The sequence below is a fragment of the Aliidongia dinghuensis genome, from assembly GCF_014643535.1.
Lineage (GTDB): Bacteria > Pseudomonadota > Alphaproteobacteria > ATCC43930 > CGMCC-115725 > Aliidongia > Aliidongia dinghuensis.
In genome coordinates, this window is record NZ_BMJQ01000002.1 from 41,466 (window position 1) to 59,855 (window position 18,390).

Genomic DNA, 18,390 nt, shown 5'->3' on the forward strand with positions numbered 1-18,390 from the left:
ATATTCTCGCCGTACCGCCCCGCAAGAGATGGATCGGGAGCGAGGCCCGCTGGGGAGATTGCGACTCATGACCACCGAAACTTTGCCGATTGCGTCCGGACGGGTCGATAGAGCGTGGCTGTCGCTCGCCGGCCGTCTGCTCCTGGCGTCGATCTTCATCGTCTCCGGCTTCCGCAAGATCGGCGACATGGCGGGCGTCGCCGCCTATATGGCGAGCAACGGCATTCCGGCTCCGGGACTCCTGCTGCCGCCGGCGACCGCGTTCGAGCTCGCGGGCGGGTTCCTACTCGCAGCCGGCCTTTGGACGCGGTGGACCGCCCTGGCGCTCCTGGGTTGGACCTGCATCCTGGCCGTCATCTTCCACCCCTTCTGGGCGGTCGATGCGAAGCAGCTCTCGCTCCAGCTCAATCTCTTCCTGTTCCATCTCGAGGCAGCGGGCGGCCTCGTCTACATCATCGCCTACGGCGCGGGCCGCCTCAGCGTCGACGAGCGGCGGACCCGGCGGTAGGACCATGCTGGGCCCGTTCCGGAACCGGTGGTGGATCGTCGCGGCCGGCGTGCTCGGCATGACGGTCGGGCAGGGGCCGATCACCATTTTCACGCTCGGCGTGTTCCTGAAGCCGGTCAGCGACGAGCTCGGCATCAACCGCGGCACCTTCTCGTCGGCAATCGGCCTCCTGACCGTCAGCGCCGCGCTCGTGACACCCTTCGTCGGCCGGCTGGTCGACCGATTCGGCGTCCGTGTCGTGCTGCTGCCGATGATCCTGCTGTTCGCGCTCGCGACCATGGCGCTGTCGCTGCTGCAATCTTCGCTGCTGCTGTTCTATTTCTTGTTCGCCCTGCAAGGTGCGCTCAGCGCCAGCCAGACGCCGACGGCCTATGTCAAGACGATCTCGGCTTGGTTCGACAGGACGCGCGGCCTGGCGCTCGGCATCGCGCAGACCGGTGTGGGCTTGGGCGTCGCCCTGGTGCCGCAGCTCGCCGCCCTGCTCATCGCCGGACACGGCTGGCGGACGGCCTATCTCGGCCTCGGCGGCGCGATCCTGGCCTTGGCGCTGCTGCCGGTGGCGCTCTTCCTCCGCGAGCCACCGGTCGCGGCCAGAGGCGGTGCGGCATCGGCCGGCCCGGGCATGCCGCTCGCCGCGGCCTGGCGCCTGGCGAGCTTCTGGCTGCTCAATGCCTGCTTCTTCCTCGCCGTCACGGCGATCAACGGCACGCTCGCCCATGCGGTGGCATTGCTGATCGACCGCGGCATCCCGCTCCAGGTCGCGACCGGCGCCATGTCGCTCGCCGGCATCGCCGTGATCGCCGGGCGGCTGATCGCGGGCTTCTGTCTCGACCGGATGCACGGCCGCTATATCGCGCTCGCTTCGTTCTGCTGTCCGATCATCGGCATCGCGCTCTTGGCCAGTGCCACGCAGCCGGCGCCGCTGCTCGCGGGTACGGCGCTCTGCGGCCTCGGTGTCGGCGCCGAGGTCGATCTCATGGCCTATTTCATCGGCCGATATTTCGGCATGCGCGCTTACGGCACGATCTACGGCCTGTTCTTCGCAGTCTTCACGATCGGCACGGGCCTCGGGCCCTATGTCATGGGCCTGGCGTTCGATCGCTATCACGCCTACGGCGCAGCGCTCGCGCTCTTCGAAGCGGCCCTCGTCGTGGCCTGCGGCTTGGCGCTGCGTCTTGGCCCCTATCGCTACCCCGTGCGCGAGCTCGGATTGCATGAAGCGGCGCGTTTGGTGGCGGAAGACGTGGCACCGCGGAATTGAGAAAGGACGAACGATTGCTGAGCAATGCCGACCAGCTGGCGAGCTTCCCCGTGCATGTCGAGCGCGGCCTCGTCTATGCGACCCTCGACGGGATCGCCCTCGCCGGCGACTTCTATCGGCCGGAGACGATGGCGGCGGCGCCCGTGGTCGTTGCCGTGCATGGCGGCGGCTGGAAGCTCGGCTCGGCCCGCTTCTATCAATATTGGGGGCCGTTCCTTGCGGCGCGCGGCATCGCGCTGTTCGCGATCGACTATCGCCTGGTCGAGGACGGCCGGCATCGCTATCCGGCGGCGGTCGACGATGTCCGCGCCGCCGTCGCGTTCGTGCGCGCCCAGGCACCCCGCCTCGGCATCGATGCCGAGCGCATCGCACTCGTCGGCGATTCCGCTGGCGCGCATTTGGCGGCCCTCGTCGCACTGACCGATGAGCCCGGCATCAAGGCGGCCGTCACCGTCTACGGGGTCTATGACCTGGTCGCGCAGTGGCAGCACGACTTGGCGGCGCGGCCGCACGACCAGATTACCGAGATCTTCATGGGGATTTCGCCGCTCGAGGACCGGCTCGCGTACCTCGCGGCGTCGCCGCTGAGCCACGTTACTCGGCGCCGCAGCAGGACGGCCTTTCTGGTGGCGTGGGGGACGGCTGACGATGTCGTCGCCTGGCAGACCCAGTCCCAGCCCTTCGTCACCGCGCTCAAGCAGGCCGGCTGCTTCGTCCGCACGGTACCGATCACCGACGCGCCGCATTTCTGGATGTCGGACCCGCTGGACGACCCCTACGGGTATCCGGCCCGGTTGGCGCCCGCCCTGCTGCGGTTCCTCCAAGAGCGCCTGTAGCGGCTCAAGCTGGCGATATTGCTCAGCCGAACCGCGGCGGCCGCTTTTCGACAAAGGCCGCCTTGCCTTCGATCGCGTCGTCGCTGAGGCCGAGCGGCACCGTTAGCTCCTCCTCCATCAGCAGCCCCGCCTGGTAGCCGAGGCGCAGGCCGGCCGCGACTGAGCGGCGCGCGGTCGCGACCGCCCGGGGCGAGACGGCGGCGATCTGGGCCGCGAGTTCGAGCGCCCGGGCTTCGAGCCGGTCGTCGTCCACCAGTTCCTCGATGAGGCCGATGCGCAGCGCCTCGGCCGCATCGATCGGCTGGCCGGTCAGGATCAGGCGGAGCGCCTGGCCGCGGCCGACGAGCTGCGGCAGGCGCATCGTGCCAGTGGCGGTCGGCATGGCACCGAGCTTGACCTCCGGCACGCCGAACGTGGCGCTCTGCGCCGCAATGCGGAAATCGCAGGCAAGCGCCAGTACGCAGCCGCCGCCCAGCGTATGGCCGTTGCAGGCGGCGATGACCGGGACGGGGCCGCGCTCGATCGTCTCGTTCAGCCTTGTCTCGACCCGGCGGGCCTCCTCGATCCACGCCGGCGTCGCCTCGAACTCCCGGATGTTCGATCCGGCCGAGAAGGAGGCGCCGGTGCCGGTCAGCACGACTGCGCGCGCACCATGGGCGCTCGCCACATTTTCCAGGAACGCCGTCAGCTGCCGGCGCGCCTCGATCGTGAACACGCCGAACGGTTTCGCGGTGATGCGGACAAGGATGACGCCCGGCGCCATCCGATGGGCCTCGAACGGGTCGGTCTTGCAGATCTCTTCGGGCATGGTTGCCATCCTCATACGGTGCGCGAGCGGTCGATGGTGCGGGCGATCTGTTCTTTCAGCTGCAGGCCCATCGGCTCCGGCCGGAACAGCCTCGCGTCCATGGTCTTGAGGTTCGGGGCCACCTTGAGCGGGATGCCGGCCCGTGCCAGCACGTCGTCTTCGAGGCTGACGCCGGGCGCCACCTCGACCACGGTCAGGCCGTCGACCCCGAGCTTCAGAACGCAGCGCTCCGTCACGTAGGTGATGTCCTGGCCCCGCTCGGCCGCCGCGCGGCCGCTGAACGTGACATGGCCGACGCGCGGCACGAACTTGGCGATCTTGCCTTCGGCATCGATCCGGAGCTGGCCGTCCTCGGCCGCGACCTTCAGGCCGCCGGCCGTGAAATAGCCGCTGAACACGAGCTTCCGCGCCCGCGCCGTGATGTCGACGAAGCCGCCGCAGCCGGCGGTGAGATAGGGGCGGGACGGCAGCCGGGACACGTTCACCGAGCCGTCCGCATCCACTTCCAGGAACGACAGCAGCGAACAGTCGAAGCCGCCGCCCTGGAAATAGGTGAATTGCTGCGGTGTCGGGAAGATCGCCTGCGCGTTGGCGGCACAACCGAAGGCGAAGCCGGTGAGCGGCACGCCGCCGACCGCACCCTGCTCGATCGCCCAGGTGACCGCCTCGGCCCGGCCTTCCTCGATCAGGATCTTCGGCACGAGCGCCGAGATGCCGAAGCCCAGGTTGACCGCGCTGTCGTCGCTGAGCTCCATGGCGGCCCGGCGCGCGATGACCTTGTCGACGCTGAAAGCCTCCGGCTCGAAGCTTGCGAGCGGCCGGCGGACCTCGCCGCTGATCGCCGGGTCGTAGAGGATCTCGGTCGCCTGCCGCTGGTCGGGATCGACCACGATATAGTCGACGAGCGTCGAGGGAATATGGACGTCGTGCGTCGGGATCGTGCCCGCGGCCGTCGTGCGCTTGACCTGGCAGATTACGATGCCGCCGCAGTTCCGCGCGGCGAGCGCCAGGTCGACCATGCCGAGCACGGCGCCCTCGTGCTCCATCGAGATGTTGCCGCGCTCGTCCGCCGTGGTGCCGCGGATGATCGCGACCTGCGGCGGATGGTTCGGGAAATGCAGCCAGCGCTCGCCGGCGAACTCGACGAGCTTGACGATGTCGCCGCGCCGGGCCGCCGCCTCGTTCATCTTGCCGCCATCGAGCCGCGGATCGACGAACGTGTCGAGCCCGACCTTGGTCAGGACGCCCGCGCGCTTGGCGGCGGCGTCGCGCACCATGTCGTAGAGCACGCCGGACGGCAGGTTGTAGGCCGCGACCTCGTTGCCCGTGATCATTTCCCAGATCCGGGGCGACGGCAGCGACGACGGGCCGCTCGGATACGAGCCGGCGATGATCGTGTCGATCAAACCGGGTCGGGCCAGATGGTCGATGCCCTTGATGCCGTACATGTCGCCCGCCGCGATCGGCGAGAAGATGGTGAGGCCGCGCGGGTGCTGCTCGGCGTCAAAGCGCTCGCCAATCGCCTTCAGCATGAAATCGGGGCAGTTGAGGCCGGCCGACGAGCCGATCGCCACGACCGCATCGTCGGGGACGAGCCGGGCCGCCTCGGCCGCGGAGATGATTTTTTCTCGCATGCGCATCCTCCCGAAGCGACGATCCGACAGCTAACTTGATCGTTCTAGTAGACCGTTCTAGTATCCCCGTCGACTGGCTCGAGGCAACACTAAAAATTGGGCCGTGCGGTAGGAAACTCTCGGGAAGCAGGACACCCTCACATGCACGAAGGAAGCGTCGGAACCGCCCTCGTCGGAACGGCTCTCGTCACGGGCGCCGGCCGGGGCATCGGCCGGGCCGTCGCGATCGCCCTGGCCGATGCCGGCTTCAAGGTTGTCGCGAACGATCTGCCGGGCTCGACGGACTTGGCCCAGACCCTCGCGGCCATCCGCGAGCGGGGCGGGCAGGCCCACGGGCTCCCGGGCGACATCAGCGATCTGGCTCGCCATCAAGGACTGGTCGAGGAAGCTTGGAATGCGTTCGGCAGCCTCGAATGTCTGGTCAACAATGCCGGCATCTCCGTCGCCCGGCGCGGCGACATGCTCGATGTGACGCCGGACAGCTTCGACCGGCTGATCGAGGTCAATCTGCGCGGGCCGTTCTTTCTGACCCAGGCGATCGCCCGGCGCATGGCCGAGCAGGTGGCGGAAGGCTTTCGCAGCATCATTACGGTCTCCTCGATCAACGTCGAGTTCGCGTCGCCCGATCGCGCCGAATACTGCATTTCGAAGAGTGGGCTCGCGATGATGTCGCAGCTTTATGCGACGCGGCTCGCCCCTCACGGCATCAATACCTACGAGGTCAGGCCAGGCGTCATCCGCACGCAGATGACGGCAGTCGCCAGGGAGAAATATGACACGCTCTTCGCCGGCGGGCTGGCGCCGATCGCCCGCTGGGGCGAGCCCGAGGATCTGGGGCGGGCGGTCGCCATGCTGGCCTCGGGCGCGCTCCGCTATACGACGGGCGAGGTCGTGCGCGTGGACGGCGGCCTCGCGATCCGGCGGCTGTGATGACCGTCGTCAGTGGAGAGGGTGAGGGCAGGGCGCTCCCGGCGGGCGAATATTGGTACGAGGACCTCGAGCCCGGTGATCATTATGAGACCGGCGCGATCGGAGTGACCGAGGCCCATATTGTCGCCTTCGCCGGCCTGTCGGGCGATTTCTTCGACGTCCACATGGACGACGAATTCGCCCGCGCGCAAGGCTTCCCCGCCCGCGTCGCCCATGGGCTGCTGGGACTGGCGCTCGCCGACGGGCTCAAGAACCGCGCATCCGTGCGCATCATGGCCGTCGCGTCGCTCGGCTGGAACTACCGGTTCAAGGGCGCGATCTTCGCGGGCGACCGGATCCGCGCCCTGATCCGGGTCGTAGCCAAGCGCGTGTCCAGCAAGGGCCAGGGCCTGCTTACGCTCGGATTTGAGGTGAGGAAGCAGGGCGGCGAAGTTGCCCAGGAGGGCGAAACGACGCTGCTCATCCGCTTCCGGCCCGGGCGGGCGCTGCCGGCCGGGCCGCCCGATTGAGTGCCGCTTGACGCGACTGATCATTCGGGTGATCTGACGCGCGAGCTTATCGCAGTAGGACAGAGCGTGACGGACAGTTTCCAACCGGTCGATCGGGGCCGCCACCGCCCGACGCTCGTCGACATCGCCCATGCGGCCGGCGTCTCGAAAGCGACGGTGTCGCTCGTGCTCCGCAACCATCCGAGCATTCCGAAACGGACCCACGACCGGATCATGCAGATCGCCCGGGACTTGGGCTATGTCTACAACCGGGGTGCGGCGGCCATGCGTTCGGCCGAGACGCGGCTCATCGCGATGTCGGTCAATGATCTGACGAACCCCTATTTCGCCGAAGTGGCGGCCGCGATGGAGGATGCGCTCACCGAGCAGAACCGCATCGTGCTCATGTCGAACTCGGGCGATTCGGTCGAGCGGCAGAAAGCCTTCGCCGCGGCCGTGCGCGAGTACAATGCGGACGGCATCCTGATCGTGCCGGCAACCGGTACCGACGCGGCCTTCCTGCATCAGCTCCGGGGCTGGCGCCTGCCGTGCGTGCTGGTCTCGCGCGCAATCGAGGGGGCCGAGGCCGATCAGGTCCAGGCCGACCATCACGCGGGCATGGTCGCGGCGACCGATCATCTGATCGCGCTCGGCCACCGGCGTATCGGCATGATCGGCTTGAACGAGCAGATTTCGACCGGCCGGCAGCGCTTCGCAGGCTATCGCCAGGCGCTCGCCGACGCTGGCATCGCCTTCCAGCCGGCGTTCGTCCTGTCGGGGGCCGCGACCAGGGACGTCGGCATGGCCCAAGTGATGGCGCTGCTCGATTTGCCCGAGCCGCCGACCGCCGTGGTCTGCTTCAACGACGTGGTGGCTTTCGGCGCCATGCTGGGATTGCGCGCGCGGGACCTGACACCGGGTCGGGACTTCTCGGTCGTGGGCTTCGACGACATCGCCGAGGCCACGCTCTGGCGGCCGGCCCTCACGTCCGTCGCCGTGGCGCGCCAGACGGTGGGGCGCACGGCTGCCGAGCTACTGCTGCGCCGGATCGAACAGTTCGACGCGCCGTTCCAGACGATCTGCCTGCCGACCGAGCTCATCGTGCGCGAGAGCACCGGCCGCCCGGCCGCGCCGAAGCGCAAGCGGCGGTCCTGCGAGCCGTAATTCAGCTGGCGGGACCGCCTTCCGCTGCCAAGACTGCGGACAACAGGCCGGGAAACCGCCGATCCATCTCGTCGCGACGCAGGTCGTTCATGTGGGCCGGGCCGTCCGTCCGTGTCCGGACGAGGCCGGCCTCGCGCAGGACCCGGAAATGGTGCGACATGCTCGATTTCGGCCGACCGCATTCAAGCGCCGAGCAGGTTGCTTCGCCGTGGAACGCCAGCCGGCGCACGACCTCGAGGCGGACCGGATCGCTGAGCGCGTAGAGCACCTGGCTCAAGGCCACGTCCTCGATTGCCGGATGGTGAATGGTGCGCATGGTGCATCTCTACCACGCTCTTCCCTTCGCTATCAATGTTCGTATATTATCGAACTATGGAATTGACGATAGGAGGTTGCATGCCATCGCTCTTTGATCCCATTCAGTTGGGCGCGGTCACCGCGCGGAACCGTATCCTGATGGCACCGCTCACCCGGGCGCGCGCCACCATGGACCATGTGCCGACGCCGATGATGATCGACTATTACCGGCAGCGGGCGGGCGCGGGCCTGATCATTGCGGAAGCCACCGGCATCAGCGCCGAGGGGCTCGGCTGGCCCTACGCGCCGGGGATCTGGAATGCGGACCAGGTCGGGGCGTGGAAGCCCATCACCGCCGCCGTGCACGAGGTGGGCGGCCTCATCTTTTCGCAGCTCTGGCACATGGGACGGGTCGTCCATCCGAGCCTGCCGGGGCGCGGCCAGCCTCTGTCGTCGTCCGCAACCACGGCGCCAGGCCTGGCACGAACCTACGAGGGCAAGCACCCCTACGCCGAGGCGCGGGCGATGACGCTTGACGATATTCGCGCGCTCATCGCCGACTACCGCAGCGCCGCCGCCAATGCGCTCAAGGCGGGCTTCGACGGTGTCGAGATCCATGCCGCCAACGGCTACCTGATCGACCAGTTTCTGCGCGACAACGCCAATTTCCGGACCGATGAATATGGCGGCTCGATCGAGAACCGCATCCGCCTGCTGGTCGAGGTGACGTCGGCCGTGGTCGAGACCGTCGGCGCCAACCGCACCGCCGTGCGCCTCTCGCCGAACGAGGAACGCCAGGGCGTCAACGACAGCCGTCCCGAACCGCTGTTCGAGGCGGCGTCGGCCGCCCTGTCCGATCTCGGCATTGCGTTCCTGGAAGTCCGCGAGCCTGGCTACGACGGCACCAACGGCCAGGCGGAACGCCCGCCGGTGGCGCCGCTCATGCGCGCTGCGTTCAAGGGCGCCTTCGTGCTCAATTCCGACTATGACGGCGGGAAGGGCCAGGCCACCCTCGACGCTGGCCTGGCGGACGCGATCTCGTTCGGCCGCCCGTTCATCGCGAACCCGGATCTGCCGAAACGCTTCGCCAAGGGCTTGGCGCTGGCCGCCGACAACGTGGAAACCTGGTACAGCGGCGGTGCTGCGGGCTATGCGGACTACCCGGCCGCCGAGTAACCATGCGAGGCCGCCCATCGGCACGTCCGACGGGCGGCCCTCTAAGGCGACCGCCCGCCCGTCTCGCCAAGCCGGTCGAGCTTTGCCATGACGCGATCCGTCACGGTCGAGCAGCGGGCGCCGAGGAACGGGAAAGTATCCCGCAAGGCGGTCGAAAGGCGGGCGTCCAGCGCATGGCGCAGGAGCCGGCAGGCCCGGTGATGGCGCGTCTTCACGGTTGCCGGCCGAATATCGAGCACGGCTGCCGTCTCCTCGATCGAGCAGCCTTCGACTTCGCGGAGCAGGAAGGCCACTCGGAAATCTGGTGGGAGCTCATCCACGGCCTGCTCGAGCAGCCGGCGAATTTCGGCGCGGGCGACCTCGGCCTCGGGATTGCTCGGGGTCGGCGCGGGGAATGCGATGATGTTCGGCTGCTCCTCGATCATGGTGAGTGCCACCGTTGGCCTGCGTCGGCGCAGGCGGCCGCGCGCTTCGTTGAGCGTGATGGCGCCGAGCCAGGTGAGAAGGCTGGAACCGCCGCGAAACCCCGCGATGTTCGCAAAGGCGCGCAGGTAGGCCTCCTGCAGCACATCTTCCGCCTCGTCATCGTTGCCGACGATGGCGCGCGCGATCCGGAACAGGCGCTGGTTGCTGCGGGTCATGATGACCCGAAAGGTTTCACGGTCGCCGGCCTTGGCGAGTGCCAAGAGCGCGTCCTCCTCCAGGCCGGCGTAATCGAGTGCGGTCGCGTGCTTCATGCGGCACCCTCCGCGATGAGGCTCGGCAGTACCGGGCGACGGTCGCGGCGCACGATCAACGCCTCACCGCCGCAGGCTGCCGCGAAGCCCCGCTCATGATAGGCCGCTGGCCCGGCCTTGTAACCAGACGCAAGCAGATGGGTCATTGGCGAGAGTCTCCCAAGGCAGGAAGAGGTGCGACCGTCAGCGTGAGCTTCATCGTCGGGTGATAGCGGCAGGTGACCTGGATCGTGCCGGCCCGTTTCAGAACGACGGACCCGCTGTGGCCCGGCTTCAGATCCAGGTCGAAGTCGCCCCGTGCCGTAGCCGTGTGGCGGAAGCTGTCGTCGTTCCGGAACACGAGCGTCTCGCCGACCTTCAGGTCGGCCGGGGCCGGGCCGAACGCCAGGTTTTGCATCACGACGGTCGGCGGCTCCCCGGCTTTGGCGATTGCTTGGGCGCCGGAGATTGATGGCGCCACCGCCAGCGCGGCGGCGACCATGACGCCGGCGAGACCGCTGCGCAGGCTCAATGAAGCTCTCCGTCGATCTGCTCCGCATGAGCCTGGTGCGACTGGAACAGCTTGAGGCCGGTCTGGAGCAGCGCCTTCAGCTCGCCGTTCTGGGCGCTGGGGATGAGCGTGTCCTGGAGCGCGCCGTTGACGGTCTTATGATAGGCGACCTCGTTGTCGATATAGGCCTTGTCGAATGCCGCGCCTTTGAGGCCCGACAGCTCCTTCTGCTTGGCCGTGGCGGCGGTCACCAGGCTCTGGCTGGTGGCATTGTCCTCGGGTGTGACGTTCAGCTTCTTGACGAGCGCCAGCGCCTTGTTGTTCACGGCTGTGTGATCGCGCTCCATCTCCCGGGCGAAGGTGAGAACCTCGCGATTGTGCGATTTCTTGAGGGCGAGCTTGGCGGCATCGACATCGATTTTCCCCGCCGTATAGGCGATGTGGGCGATCTGCGGATCGGTCGGCTTCGGGGCCTGCGCCACCGCGAGGGCAGGGACGAGGGCGAGGGCGGCGACGAGGGCCGTGCGGGCAAACATGTCTTTCTCCTGGGTCGGCACGCGCCGGGTTGGCGCGAGGTCCTTCGCGCCATTGGATGCCGTTCGCCGGAGAAGGTTCCCGAAAAATATTTCGGCCGATTTTGAGGAAGCGGCCAGAGGCCGGGCAGCGCTTACCTCAAGCGACAGGCCCTGACCGGCAGCCGTCGAGGAACAGCGCCGCGCAGGCCGCAGCCCGGGCCTCGATTTCCTCCATTGTCGGAAGTGTACGCTGGCCCAGCATGACGGCACGCTGCGGCTCCATGATCATCATGCCGCGCAGCATGCCGGCCGCCGCGTGCGGATCGGCGATCCGAAGCCGCCCGCGCTCGGTCTCGCGTGCGAGCCAGCTCTCGATCCGCCTGCTGGACCCTACGATCGCGTGCTCGTAGAAGGCGGCGGCCATCTCCGAAAACCGTTCACATTCGCCGATCACCAGGCGATTGATCGCAATCGTCTCAGGCGAGAGCGTCAGGTTGCTGTACGCGACGAGGATACGGCGGAGCGCCTCAGCCGGGTCGAGCGCGTCGAGCGCCTCGTCGTCGAGCGCCAGCATGAAGTGGCCGGTCCGCTCGATCACCACCGTCGTGAAAAGCTCCGCCTTGGTCGGGATCAGTCGATAGAGCGTCTTGGTCGACACGCCAGCGCGCTGCGCCACGTTACCCATGCCAGTACCGGCATAGCCGTAGAGTTGAAACTCCGCCGCAGCCGCCTTGATCAGCAGCTGGCGCGTCTCGTCGTCCGGCCGGATCTGCGGCCGACCCCGCGGACGGCGAAGCGTCTCGTCATTTTGTAGCATGGCCGTTTCCCAAATTCCTGGACGACATCTATGTAGTCGTCATTTGGAAAACGTCAAATTTCTTTTTTGACGACAGCGCCGCCGATGCCGCTCAGCGTCGGCAGCCGTCGAGAAACAGCTGGGTGCAGGCTTTGGCCCGGGCCTCGATCTCCTCGATCGCGGGGGCCGGGCGCTGGCCCAGCATGACGGCGCGCTGCGGCTCCATGATCATCATGCCGCGCAGCATGCCCGCCATCGCTTTCGGATCGTCGATGTGGAGCCGCCCGCGCTCGGCCTCGCGCGCGAGCCAGCTCTCGAGCCGGTGGCCGATCCGCGAGATCGCGTGCTCATAGAAGGCAGCGGCGATCTCGGGAAACCGGTCGCCTTCCGCGACCACCAGGCGGTAGATCGCGATCGTGTCGGGTGCCAGCGTCAGATTGCCGAAGGCGACGAGGATATCACACAGCGCTTCCGCCGGGGCGCGCGCTTCGAGCGCCCGATCGTCCACCGCCAGCATGAAATGCCCGATCCGATCGATGATCACCGTGGCGAACAGATCCGCCTTGGTCGGGATCAGCCGATAAAGCGTCTTGGTCGAAACGCCGGCACGCTGCGCTACAGCGCCCATGCCCGTGCCGGCATAGCCATGTTGCTGGAACTCGGCGTTTGCCGCCTCGATCAGCAGCTGGCGTGTCTCGTCGTCCGGCCGGACCTGGGGCCGACCCCGCGGGCGGCGGACCGTTTCCTCAGTTTGCGGCATGACCTTTTCCTAAATTCCGTGGCACGGCCTATGTAGCCGTTGTTTTGGAAAACATCAAATTTCTTTGAAAGCGAACACCCGCCCGGCAGCCGAGCGCGGGAGGGGGGAACTGCCTTCCGGCATCGGCCGCACCCCACGCATGCCGGCTCACACATTTTGGCGCACGATTGTTTTCCAAAAGACTTGACTCCTGATTTGGTGACGCTATTTTGGAAAACGTTAGATTTCCTTTTGAGGGCACCCAAGCGGCGGCCCTCGGTTCAACCGGGTAAGGGAGTGCGTCCGATGACCAAACATGATGTTTCCGTTGAGATCGAAACCGAGACCCTGGCGTCCGAGGCGGAGGCGCCCGCGGTGCCGAAGAAGGGGCGCCGCAAGAAACTGCTGCTGGTGGGGGCGAGCCTTCTCGTGCTCGCAGGCGTCGCCTATGCCGGCGAGTGGTATTGGACCGCCGGCCGGTTCGAGGTCTCGACCGACGATGCCTATGTCCAGGCCGACAACACGACGGTCGCCCCCAAGGTGTCGGGCTATCTCGACCAGGTGCTGGTCAATGACAACGAGCCGGTCAAGACCGGCCAGGTGCTGGCCCACATCGACGATCGCGACTTCCGCACGGCGGTCGACCAGGCCAAGGCCAATGTCGCCGAGGCCGAGGCCGTGATCGCCGATAAGCAGGCCGCACTCGTGACCCAGCAGTCGATCATCGACGCGGCCAAGGCGACGATCGCGGTCGACGTCGCGAACCAGACCTTCGCCGAGCAGGATAACGCGCGTTATGCAGCACTGGCCCAGACCGGCGCCGGCAGCGTGCAGAACGCCCAGCAGGCGGCCTCGCGCAATGCCGCGACCCATGCGACCGTCGCCCGCGACACGGCAGCGCTCGCGACCGCGGTCAAGCAGATCGACACGCTCAAGGCCGAGCTCGCCCAGGCTGAGGCGACGCTGACGCAGGACCAGGCGGCCGAGCACCAGGCCGAGCTCAACCTCTCCTATACGACCATCGTGGCCGCAGTCGACGGCACGGTCGGCAACCGCACGCTGCGCGTCGGCCAGTATGTCCAGGCCGGCACGCAGCTGATGGCGGTGGTGCCGCTCCAGGCGGCGTACATCGTCGCCAATTACAAGGAAACGCAGCTGACCCACGTCCAGGCCGGCCAGCCGGCCGACGTCGAGATCGATATGTTCCCGGGCGTGGTCGCCCACGGCCATGTCGACAGCCTGGCGCCGGGCAGCGGCCAGGAATTCGCGCTGCTGCCGCCCGACAACGCGACCGGCAACTTCACCAAGATCGTCCAGCGCATCCCGGTCAAGATCGTGCTCGACCCGGGCAGCCCGCTCGCGGGTCAGATCCGGCCCGGCATGTCGGTCGAGCCAACGATCGTGACCAAGCCCCAGTCTTCAACCAAGAGCACTGCCACCAAGAGCGCGGCCGCCGAGCCGGCGCACGCCGGCTGAGCCCGGATCTCAGGAGGGAGGCCTCATCATGTCGACTGCAACGCCTGCCAAAGCCACCGTCGGCACCTGGATCGCCGTGCTCGCCGGCATGATCGGCGCCTTCATGTCGATCCTCAACATCCAGATCACCAACGCCTCGCTGCTCGATATCGAGGGCGGCATCGGCACCGGCATCGACAACGGCGCCTGGGTCTCGACCGCCTATCTCATCGGCGAGATCATCGTGATCCCGCTCACCGACTACCTGGTCAAGGTGTTCTCGTTCCGCCGCGTCATCATCGGCGGCACCTTCTTCTTCATGATGTTCTCGATGGCTTGCGCCACGGCGCACGATCTCGGCACCATGATCCTCTTTCGCGGCATCCAGGGCTTCTCCGGCGGTGTCCTGATCCCCATGGCTGTCACCATGGTCATGACCCACCTGCCGAAGCCGCAGCAGCCGATCGGCCTCGCGATGTTCGCGCTCTCCGTCACCTTCGCGCCGGCGATCGGGCCGACGATCGGTGGCTTCCTCACCTTCAATTACGGCTGGCAGACCATCTTCTTCGTCAACACGCTGCCGAGCCTGGCGATGATGGCGGCGCTCCTGGCGACGCTCGAGGGCGGCCCGATGAACTTGGCCCTGCTCAAGGAAGCCGACTGGGCCGGCATCGTCACCATGTCGATCGGCCTCGCCTCGTTCCAGACCATGCTCGAGGAAGGCAACAAGGACGACTGGTTCGGCTCGCAATACATCGTCAACCTGGCGATTTCCTCGGTCGTGTTCCTCTCGGCCTTCATCTGGATCGAGTTCAAGGTCAAGAACCCGCTGCTCAATCTGCGCCTGTTCAAGGGCCGCAATTTCGGCATCGGCGTGGTCGCCCAGGTGCTGGTGGGCTTCGCGCTGTTCGGCACGGTCTATCTGCTGCCGCAGTATCTGGGGCAGGTGCAGCGCTATAACGCCGAGCAGATCGGCAACGTGCTTGCCTGGACCGGCCTGCCGCAGCTCATCCTGATCCCGCTGGTGCCGAAACTGATGAAGACGGTCGACATCCGCTACGTCGCCTTCTTCGGCATCGCGCTCTTCGCCGCCAGCTGCTTCATGAACATCGAACTGTCCTACGACAACTCGGGCGACCAGTTCCTGATCCCGAACATCGTGCGTGCCGTCGGCCAGGCCTTCGTGATCACGCCGCTGACCGCGATCACGCTGGCGGAGATCGCGCCCAAGGATGCCGGCAACGCCTCGGGCATCTCGAACATGCTGCGCAACCTGGGCGGCGCCGTCGGCACCGCCACCCTGCAGACCATCATCACCAAGCGCGAGCAGTTCCACTCGAACATCATCGGCCAGTCGGTCACGATCTACCGCGAGGAGGTCCGCGAGCGCATCGCCAGCCTGATGGGCTATTTCCAGTCGCACGGCATGACCGACCCGGCGGCGGCCCAGCAGCAGGCGATCATCGCGATCGGCCAGATCGTCCGGCGCCAGGCGCTGGTCATGGGCTTCGCCGACGCGTTCGCGGTCGTCGGTGTCCTGCTGGCGATCGCCGCGGTCTGCATGCTGCTCGCCCACAAGGCCAAGGCCGGCGCCGCCGCGGCCAACGCGCACTAAACACCGCTGATATCGGCTCGGGCGATCCAGCCCGAGCCCATTCGAAAACATCAGGACTTCTCGAAACTCGACGCTGCGGCTCGTTGGGAACGGCGCGGCGCACGCAAAATCGGAGGGTGAAATGGTTCAAATCAAGGACAACGCCGCCGTACCGCGCTCGATAGCGCCCTTGCGGTCTTCGGCCCGCGGATCACGCTGGATCCGCCGCGGCCTTCAATTCGGAACCGGTCTCCTGCTGGCCAGCAGCATCGCCGCCTGCACGGTCGTCGGCCCCGACTACCAGGCGCCTGAGACGAAGCTCGAGCCGCTCCAAAACGCGGCCTCCGTCGAGGCGCGGCAGACGACAACGCCGGCGCCGGCGCTCGACCAATGGTGGGCCGGCTTCAACGACCCGGTGCTGACCAGGATCGTCGAGCGCACGCTCGCCCAGAACCTCGATCTCGAGGCCTCCGTCGCCCGGGTCCGGCAGGCGCGCGCCGCGGCCGAGGAGGCGGGGTCCCGCCTCTACCCGCAGGGCTCGCTCGAGGCGAGCATCAGCCCGATCCACCAGTCGACCGAAGGGCCGCTCGGCAGCATTGCGCGCCACCTGCCGGGCTATGACCGCGACCAGAGCGACTACAACGTCGGCGTCGGCGCCAGCTGGGAGATCGACCTGTTCGGCGGCCTGCAGCGCGGCGTCGAGGCGGCCGATGCCGAGGCCGAGGCGGCCGAGGCCGAGCATGCCGGCGTGCGCGTCTCCGTCGTGGCCGAAGCGGCCGACGCCTATTTCCAGATCCGCGGCGCCCAGGCCCGTCTCAAGGTCGCGGCAGACCAGATCGCGACGGACCAGCATCTCCTGGATCTGATCAATCAGCGCCGATCCAGCGGTGCCGCGACCGACCGGGAGACCGCCCAGGCCGAGGCGCTGCTCGAGCAGGCGCAGACGACCATCCCGCCCTTGAAGACCACGCTCGAGGCTGAGCACAATCGGCTCGACGTGCTGATGGGCGTGCAGCCCGGCACCGACGGGCTCGATCTCTCGGCCGACGCCGGCATCGATGCGGTCCCGGCCATCGACCCCGGCAAGGATGCGTCCGACCTGCTGCGCCGGCGGCCCGACATCATCGCAGCCGAGCGTAAGCTCGCCGCGTCCAACGCCCAGATCGGCGAGGCGATCTCGGAATATTATCCGAAGGTCTCGCTCTCCGGCCTGCTCGGCTTCGAGAGCCTCTCGGCAGGCAGTCTCTTCACTGGTGGCGCGTTCCAGCCGCAGATGACGGCCGGCCTGCACTGGCGCCTGTTTGACTTTGGCAAGGTCGACGCCGAGGTGGCGCAAGCCAAGGGCGGCAATGCCGAGGCGCTCGCCAAGTACCGCAAGACGGTGCTGCAGGCGACCGAGGACGTCGAGGACGCCTTCACGTCCCTCGTGCAGCTCGAGGCGCAGAACCAAGAGCTCGGCCGCGAGACCGCGTCGCTCACCACCGCGCGCGACAAGTCGGAAGACGCCTACCGCGGCGGCGCCATCACCTTGACCGACGTGCTCGACGCCGACCGGCAGCTGCTGGCCGCCGAGGACGATCTGGCCCGCACCAAGGCCGATGCGGCGCGCGCCGCCGTCACATCCTACCGGGCCTTGGGCGGCGGGTGGTAAGGGGTCCGTACGATCGCGCCCGCGATCTTGGCCCAGTCGTTAAGTCCGTTCTTGGCCCTATGTTCTGGGCCAAGAACGGACCATCTTCCGGGGACCGTTACAACGGATGGTCCCCGATGTCCCCCGGAAAAATCGCCTATTTCGCGCCCCTCTGCGCGCTTCTTGTCGGTGCCGCACCGGCCTACGCGGCGCCCGTCCGCGAGACAGTGACGCCGCAATCCTCGCAAGTGATGCCGAACCTGCCTGGGAAATCGCTCGTCACCGTGGTGGTGTCGTATCCGCCCGGTGCCAAATCGGCGCCGCACCACCACGCGGGCTCCGCCTTCATCTATGCCTATGTGCTCGAAGGCGAGATCCGGAGCCAGGTCGACGACGCGCCGCCGCGGGTCTATCGCGCCGGCGAAAGCTGGGTCGAGGCGCCGGGCGCCCACCATAAGGCGAGCGAGAACGCGAGCAAGACGAAGCCCGCGAAGCTGCTTGCCGTCTTCGTGGTCGACAGCGACGAAAAGACGCTGACGACCCCCGATCCGCAGTGAGGAGTGCGTGAAATGTCCGCAAGGCTCGACTACAACGCGGCCGCACCCGCCGGCACCAAGGCGCTGTACGGCGTCCACACCTATCTGTTCAAGGAAACCGGCTTCGCGCCGTCGTTCCTCGAACTCGTGTTCCTGCGCACGTCGCAGATCAACGGCTGTGCCTATTGCATCGACATGCACACGCGCGCGCTGGTCAAGGCCGGCCTCGGCATCGACAAGCTGGCGCTCGTGCTGGTCTGGCGCGAGGCGGGCGACCTGTTCGACGCGCGCGAGCGGGCGGCACTCGCCTGGGCTGAATCGGTGACGAACGTGGCGTCGACCGGCGTGCCGGACGCGGACTATGTCGCGGCAGCGACCGTGTTCAACGCCAAGGAATTGTCGGACCTGACGATCGCAATCGGGCTTATGAACGCTTACAACCGCCTGGCGATCAGTTTCCGTGCGAAGCCCACGGCTGTGCCGTGATGCGTCGAAAATATCATTGAAACCGCGGCCGGCAACGCCAGCCGCACCTCGACAGCATGGCGCCGAACTGTCATAAACTCGCCCCTCTGATAAGAGGAGGTTTCGCCATGTCCGAGCATGCGACATACGAAGCTGTCGAGCGCAAGGCCCACGAACTGTTTGGCGCCGAATACGCGAGGCATTGGTTGTTCAAGCCCAACCGCACCTTCGCTCAATTGCCTCCCTACGAAATGGCGCAGTCGGAAGTCGGCGCGCGCCTGGTGCTCCGGGAACTGGAGCGCACCATCCTGATCGAATAGCGACACAGCCC

22 protein-coding genes are annotated in these 18,390 nt (G+C 67.2%); 13 read left to right on the forward strand and 9 right to left on the reverse strand.

Features of this window, described 5'->3' with window-relative positions; translation table 11 throughout:
• Window positions 1–67: 67 nt before the first annotated feature.
• The 3 genes from IEY58_RS03620 to IEY58_RS03630 are packed head-to-tail and all read left to right on the forward strand — an operon-like array spanning window position 68 to window position 2,605.
• Window positions 68–508: a DoxX family protein gene (locus IEY58_RS03620; RefSeq protein ID WP_189042633.1), complete on the forward strand. Its 441-nt coding sequence runs from the start codon at window positions 68–70 to the stop codon at window positions 506–508.
• Window positions 509–512: 4 nt separating this feature from the next.
• On the forward strand, window positions 513–1,769 hold the full coding sequence (locus IEY58_RS03625; protein WP_189042635.1) for an MFS transporter: 1,257 nt from the start codon (window positions 513–515) through the stop codon (window positions 1,767–1,769).
• Between the two features lie 14 nt (window positions 1,770–1,783).
• Complete coding sequence (locus IEY58_RS03630) at window positions 1,784–2,605, forward strand: alpha/beta hydrolase fold domain-containing protein (RefSeq protein ID WP_189042637.1); 822 nt, start codon at window positions 1,784–1,786, stop codon at window positions 2,603–2,605.
• A 22-nt stretch (window positions 2,606–2,627) separates the two neighbouring features.
• On the opposite strand, the gene IEY58_RS03635 is transcribed toward IEY58_RS03630, so the two are convergent.
• Together IEY58_RS03635 and IEY58_RS03640 are read right to left on the reverse strand one after the other, a co-directional pair.
• Complete coding sequence (locus IEY58_RS03635; RefSeq protein WP_189042639.1) at window positions 2,628–3,413, reverse strand: enoyl-CoA hydratase/isomerase family protein; 786 nt, start codon at window positions 3,411–3,413, stop codon at window positions 2,628–2,630.
• An 11-nt stretch (window positions 3,414–3,424) separates the two neighbouring features.
• Window positions 3,425–5,047 (reverse strand): acyl CoA:acetate/3-ketoacid CoA transferase, encoded by a 1,623-nt coding sequence (locus IEY58_RS03640; protein ID WP_229743462.1) that lies wholly within the window; start codon window positions 5,045–5,047, stop codon window positions 3,425–3,427.
• A 141-nt stretch (window positions 5,048–5,188) separates the two neighbouring features.
• Here IEY58_RS03640 and IEY58_RS03645 point away from each other — a divergent pair, with 141 nt between their 5' ends.
• From IEY58_RS03645 to IEY58_RS03655, 3 genes are all read left to right on the forward strand, one after another.
• Window positions 5,189–5,977, forward strand: coding sequence for a 3-ketoacyl-ACP reductase (locus tag IEY58_RS03645; protein ID WP_189042642.1), 789 nt, complete (start codon window positions 5,189–5,191; stop codon window positions 5,975–5,977).
• Window positions 5,977–6,486, forward strand: coding sequence for a MaoC family dehydratase (locus IEY58_RS03650; RefSeq protein WP_189042644.1), 510 nt, complete (start codon window positions 5,977–5,979; stop codon window positions 6,484–6,486). Before IEY58_RS03645 ends, IEY58_RS03650 begins: the two co-directional genes overlap by 1 nt.
• Window positions 6,487–6,552: 66 nt before the next feature.
• Window positions 6,553–7,629: a LacI family DNA-binding transcriptional regulator gene (locus IEY58_RS03655; RefSeq protein WP_189042646.1), complete on the forward strand. Its 1,077-nt coding sequence runs from the start codon at window positions 6,553–6,555 to the stop codon at window positions 7,627–7,629.
• Window position 7,630: 1 nt separating this feature from the next.
• On the opposite strand, the gene IEY58_RS03660 is transcribed toward IEY58_RS03655, so the two are convergent.
• Window positions 7,631–7,945, reverse strand: coding sequence for an ArsR/SmtB family transcription factor (locus IEY58_RS03660; protein ID WP_189042648.1), 315 nt, complete (start codon window positions 7,943–7,945; stop codon window positions 7,631–7,633).
• Between the two features lie 80 nt (window positions 7,946–8,025).
• Between IEY58_RS03660 and IEY58_RS03665 the strand changes: the two genes are divergently transcribed.
• On the forward strand, window positions 8,026–9,102 hold the full coding sequence (locus tag IEY58_RS03665; protein WP_189042650.1) for an alkene reductase: 1,077 nt from the start codon (window positions 8,026–8,028) through the stop codon (window positions 9,100–9,102).
• A gap of 41 nt (window positions 9,103–9,143) precedes the next feature.
• Here the strand turns inward: IEY58_RS03665 and IEY58_RS03670 are convergent, their stop codons facing one another.
• The 6 genes from IEY58_RS03670 to IEY58_RS03695 all read right to left on the reverse strand — a co-directional run bounded on the left by IEY58_RS03670 (window position 9,144) and on the right by IEY58_RS03695 (window position 12,400).
• Window positions 9,144–9,839 (reverse strand): RNA polymerase sigma factor, encoded by a 696-nt coding sequence (locus tag IEY58_RS03670; RefSeq protein WP_189042652.1) that lies wholly within the window; start codon window positions 9,837–9,839, stop codon window positions 9,144–9,146.
• The gene (locus tag IEY58_RS03675; protein ID WP_189042654.1) at window positions 9,836–9,985 is read right to left on the reverse strand and encodes a hypothetical protein; all 150 of its coding nucleotides are present in this window, start codon (window positions 9,983–9,985) and stop codon (window positions 9,836–9,838) included. Before IEY58_RS03675 ends, IEY58_RS03670 begins: the two co-directional genes overlap by 4 nt.
• On the reverse strand, window positions 9,982–10,350 hold the full coding sequence (locus tag IEY58_RS03680) for a cupredoxin domain-containing protein (protein ID WP_189042655.1): 369 nt from the start codon (window positions 10,348–10,350) through the stop codon (window positions 9,982–9,984). The genes IEY58_RS03675 and IEY58_RS03680 overlap by 4 nt, the downstream gene beginning before the upstream one ends.
• Window positions 10,347–10,865: a DUF4142 domain-containing protein gene (locus tag IEY58_RS03685; RefSeq protein WP_189042657.1), complete on the reverse strand. Its 519-nt coding sequence runs from the start codon at window positions 10,863–10,865 to the stop codon at window positions 10,347–10,349. Before IEY58_RS03685 ends, IEY58_RS03680 begins: the two co-directional genes overlap by 4 nt.
• 136 nt (window positions 10,866–11,001) lie before the next feature.
• Entirely contained in the window at window positions 11,002–11,661 is a 660-nt protein-coding gene (locus tag IEY58_RS03690; protein WP_189042659.1) for a TetR/AcrR family transcriptional regulator, read from the reverse strand.
• Between the two features lie 91 nt (window positions 11,662–11,752).
• The gene (locus IEY58_RS03695; protein WP_189042660.1) at window positions 11,753–12,400 is read right to left on the reverse strand and encodes a TetR/AcrR family transcriptional regulator; all 648 of its coding nucleotides are present in this window, start codon (window positions 12,398–12,400) and stop codon (window positions 11,753–11,755) included.
• A gap of 285 nt (window positions 12,401–12,685) precedes the next feature.
• On the opposite strand from IEY58_RS03695, the gene IEY58_RS03700 reads away from it, so the two are divergent.
• The 6 genes from IEY58_RS03700 to IEY58_RS03725 all read left to right on the forward strand — a co-directional run bounded on the left by IEY58_RS03700 (window position 12,686) and on the right by IEY58_RS03725 (window position 18,379).
• Window positions 12,686–13,855 (forward strand): HlyD family secretion protein, encoded by a 1,170-nt coding sequence (locus tag IEY58_RS03700; RefSeq protein WP_189042662.1) that lies wholly within the window; start codon window positions 12,686–12,688, stop codon window positions 13,853–13,855.
• A 28-nt stretch (window positions 13,856–13,883) separates the two neighbouring features.
• A complete protein-coding gene (locus IEY58_RS03705) occupies window positions 13,884–15,449 on the forward strand; it encodes a DHA2 family efflux MFS transporter permease subunit (RefSeq protein ID WP_189042664.1) in 1,566 nt (521 codons plus the stop codon).
• A gap of 121 nt (window positions 15,450–15,570) precedes the next feature.
• Window positions 15,571–17,079 carry an efflux transporter outer membrane subunit gene (locus IEY58_RS03710; protein WP_189042666.1) on the forward strand — a complete coding sequence of 503 codons (1,509 nt, stop codon included), beginning with the start codon at window positions 15,571–15,573 and terminating at the stop codon, window positions 17,077–17,079.
• 116 nt (window positions 17,080–17,195) lie between these two features.
• Complete coding sequence (locus IEY58_RS03715; protein ID WP_189042668.1) at window positions 17,196–17,615, forward strand: cupin domain-containing protein; 420 nt, start codon at window positions 17,196–17,198, stop codon at window positions 17,613–17,615.
• 12 nt (window positions 17,616–17,627) lie between these two features.
• The gene (locus IEY58_RS03720; RefSeq protein WP_189042670.1) at window positions 17,628–18,080 is read left to right on the forward strand and encodes a carboxymuconolactone decarboxylase family protein; all 453 of its coding nucleotides are present in this window, start codon (window positions 17,628–17,630) and stop codon (window positions 18,078–18,080) included.
• Window positions 18,081–18,187: 107 nt separating this feature from the next.
• A complete protein-coding gene (locus IEY58_RS03725; protein ID WP_189042672.1) occupies window positions 18,188–18,379 on the forward strand; it encodes an MbcA/ParS/Xre antitoxin family protein in 192 nt (63 codons plus the stop codon).
• Window positions 18,380–18,390 lie beyond the last annotated feature (11 nt).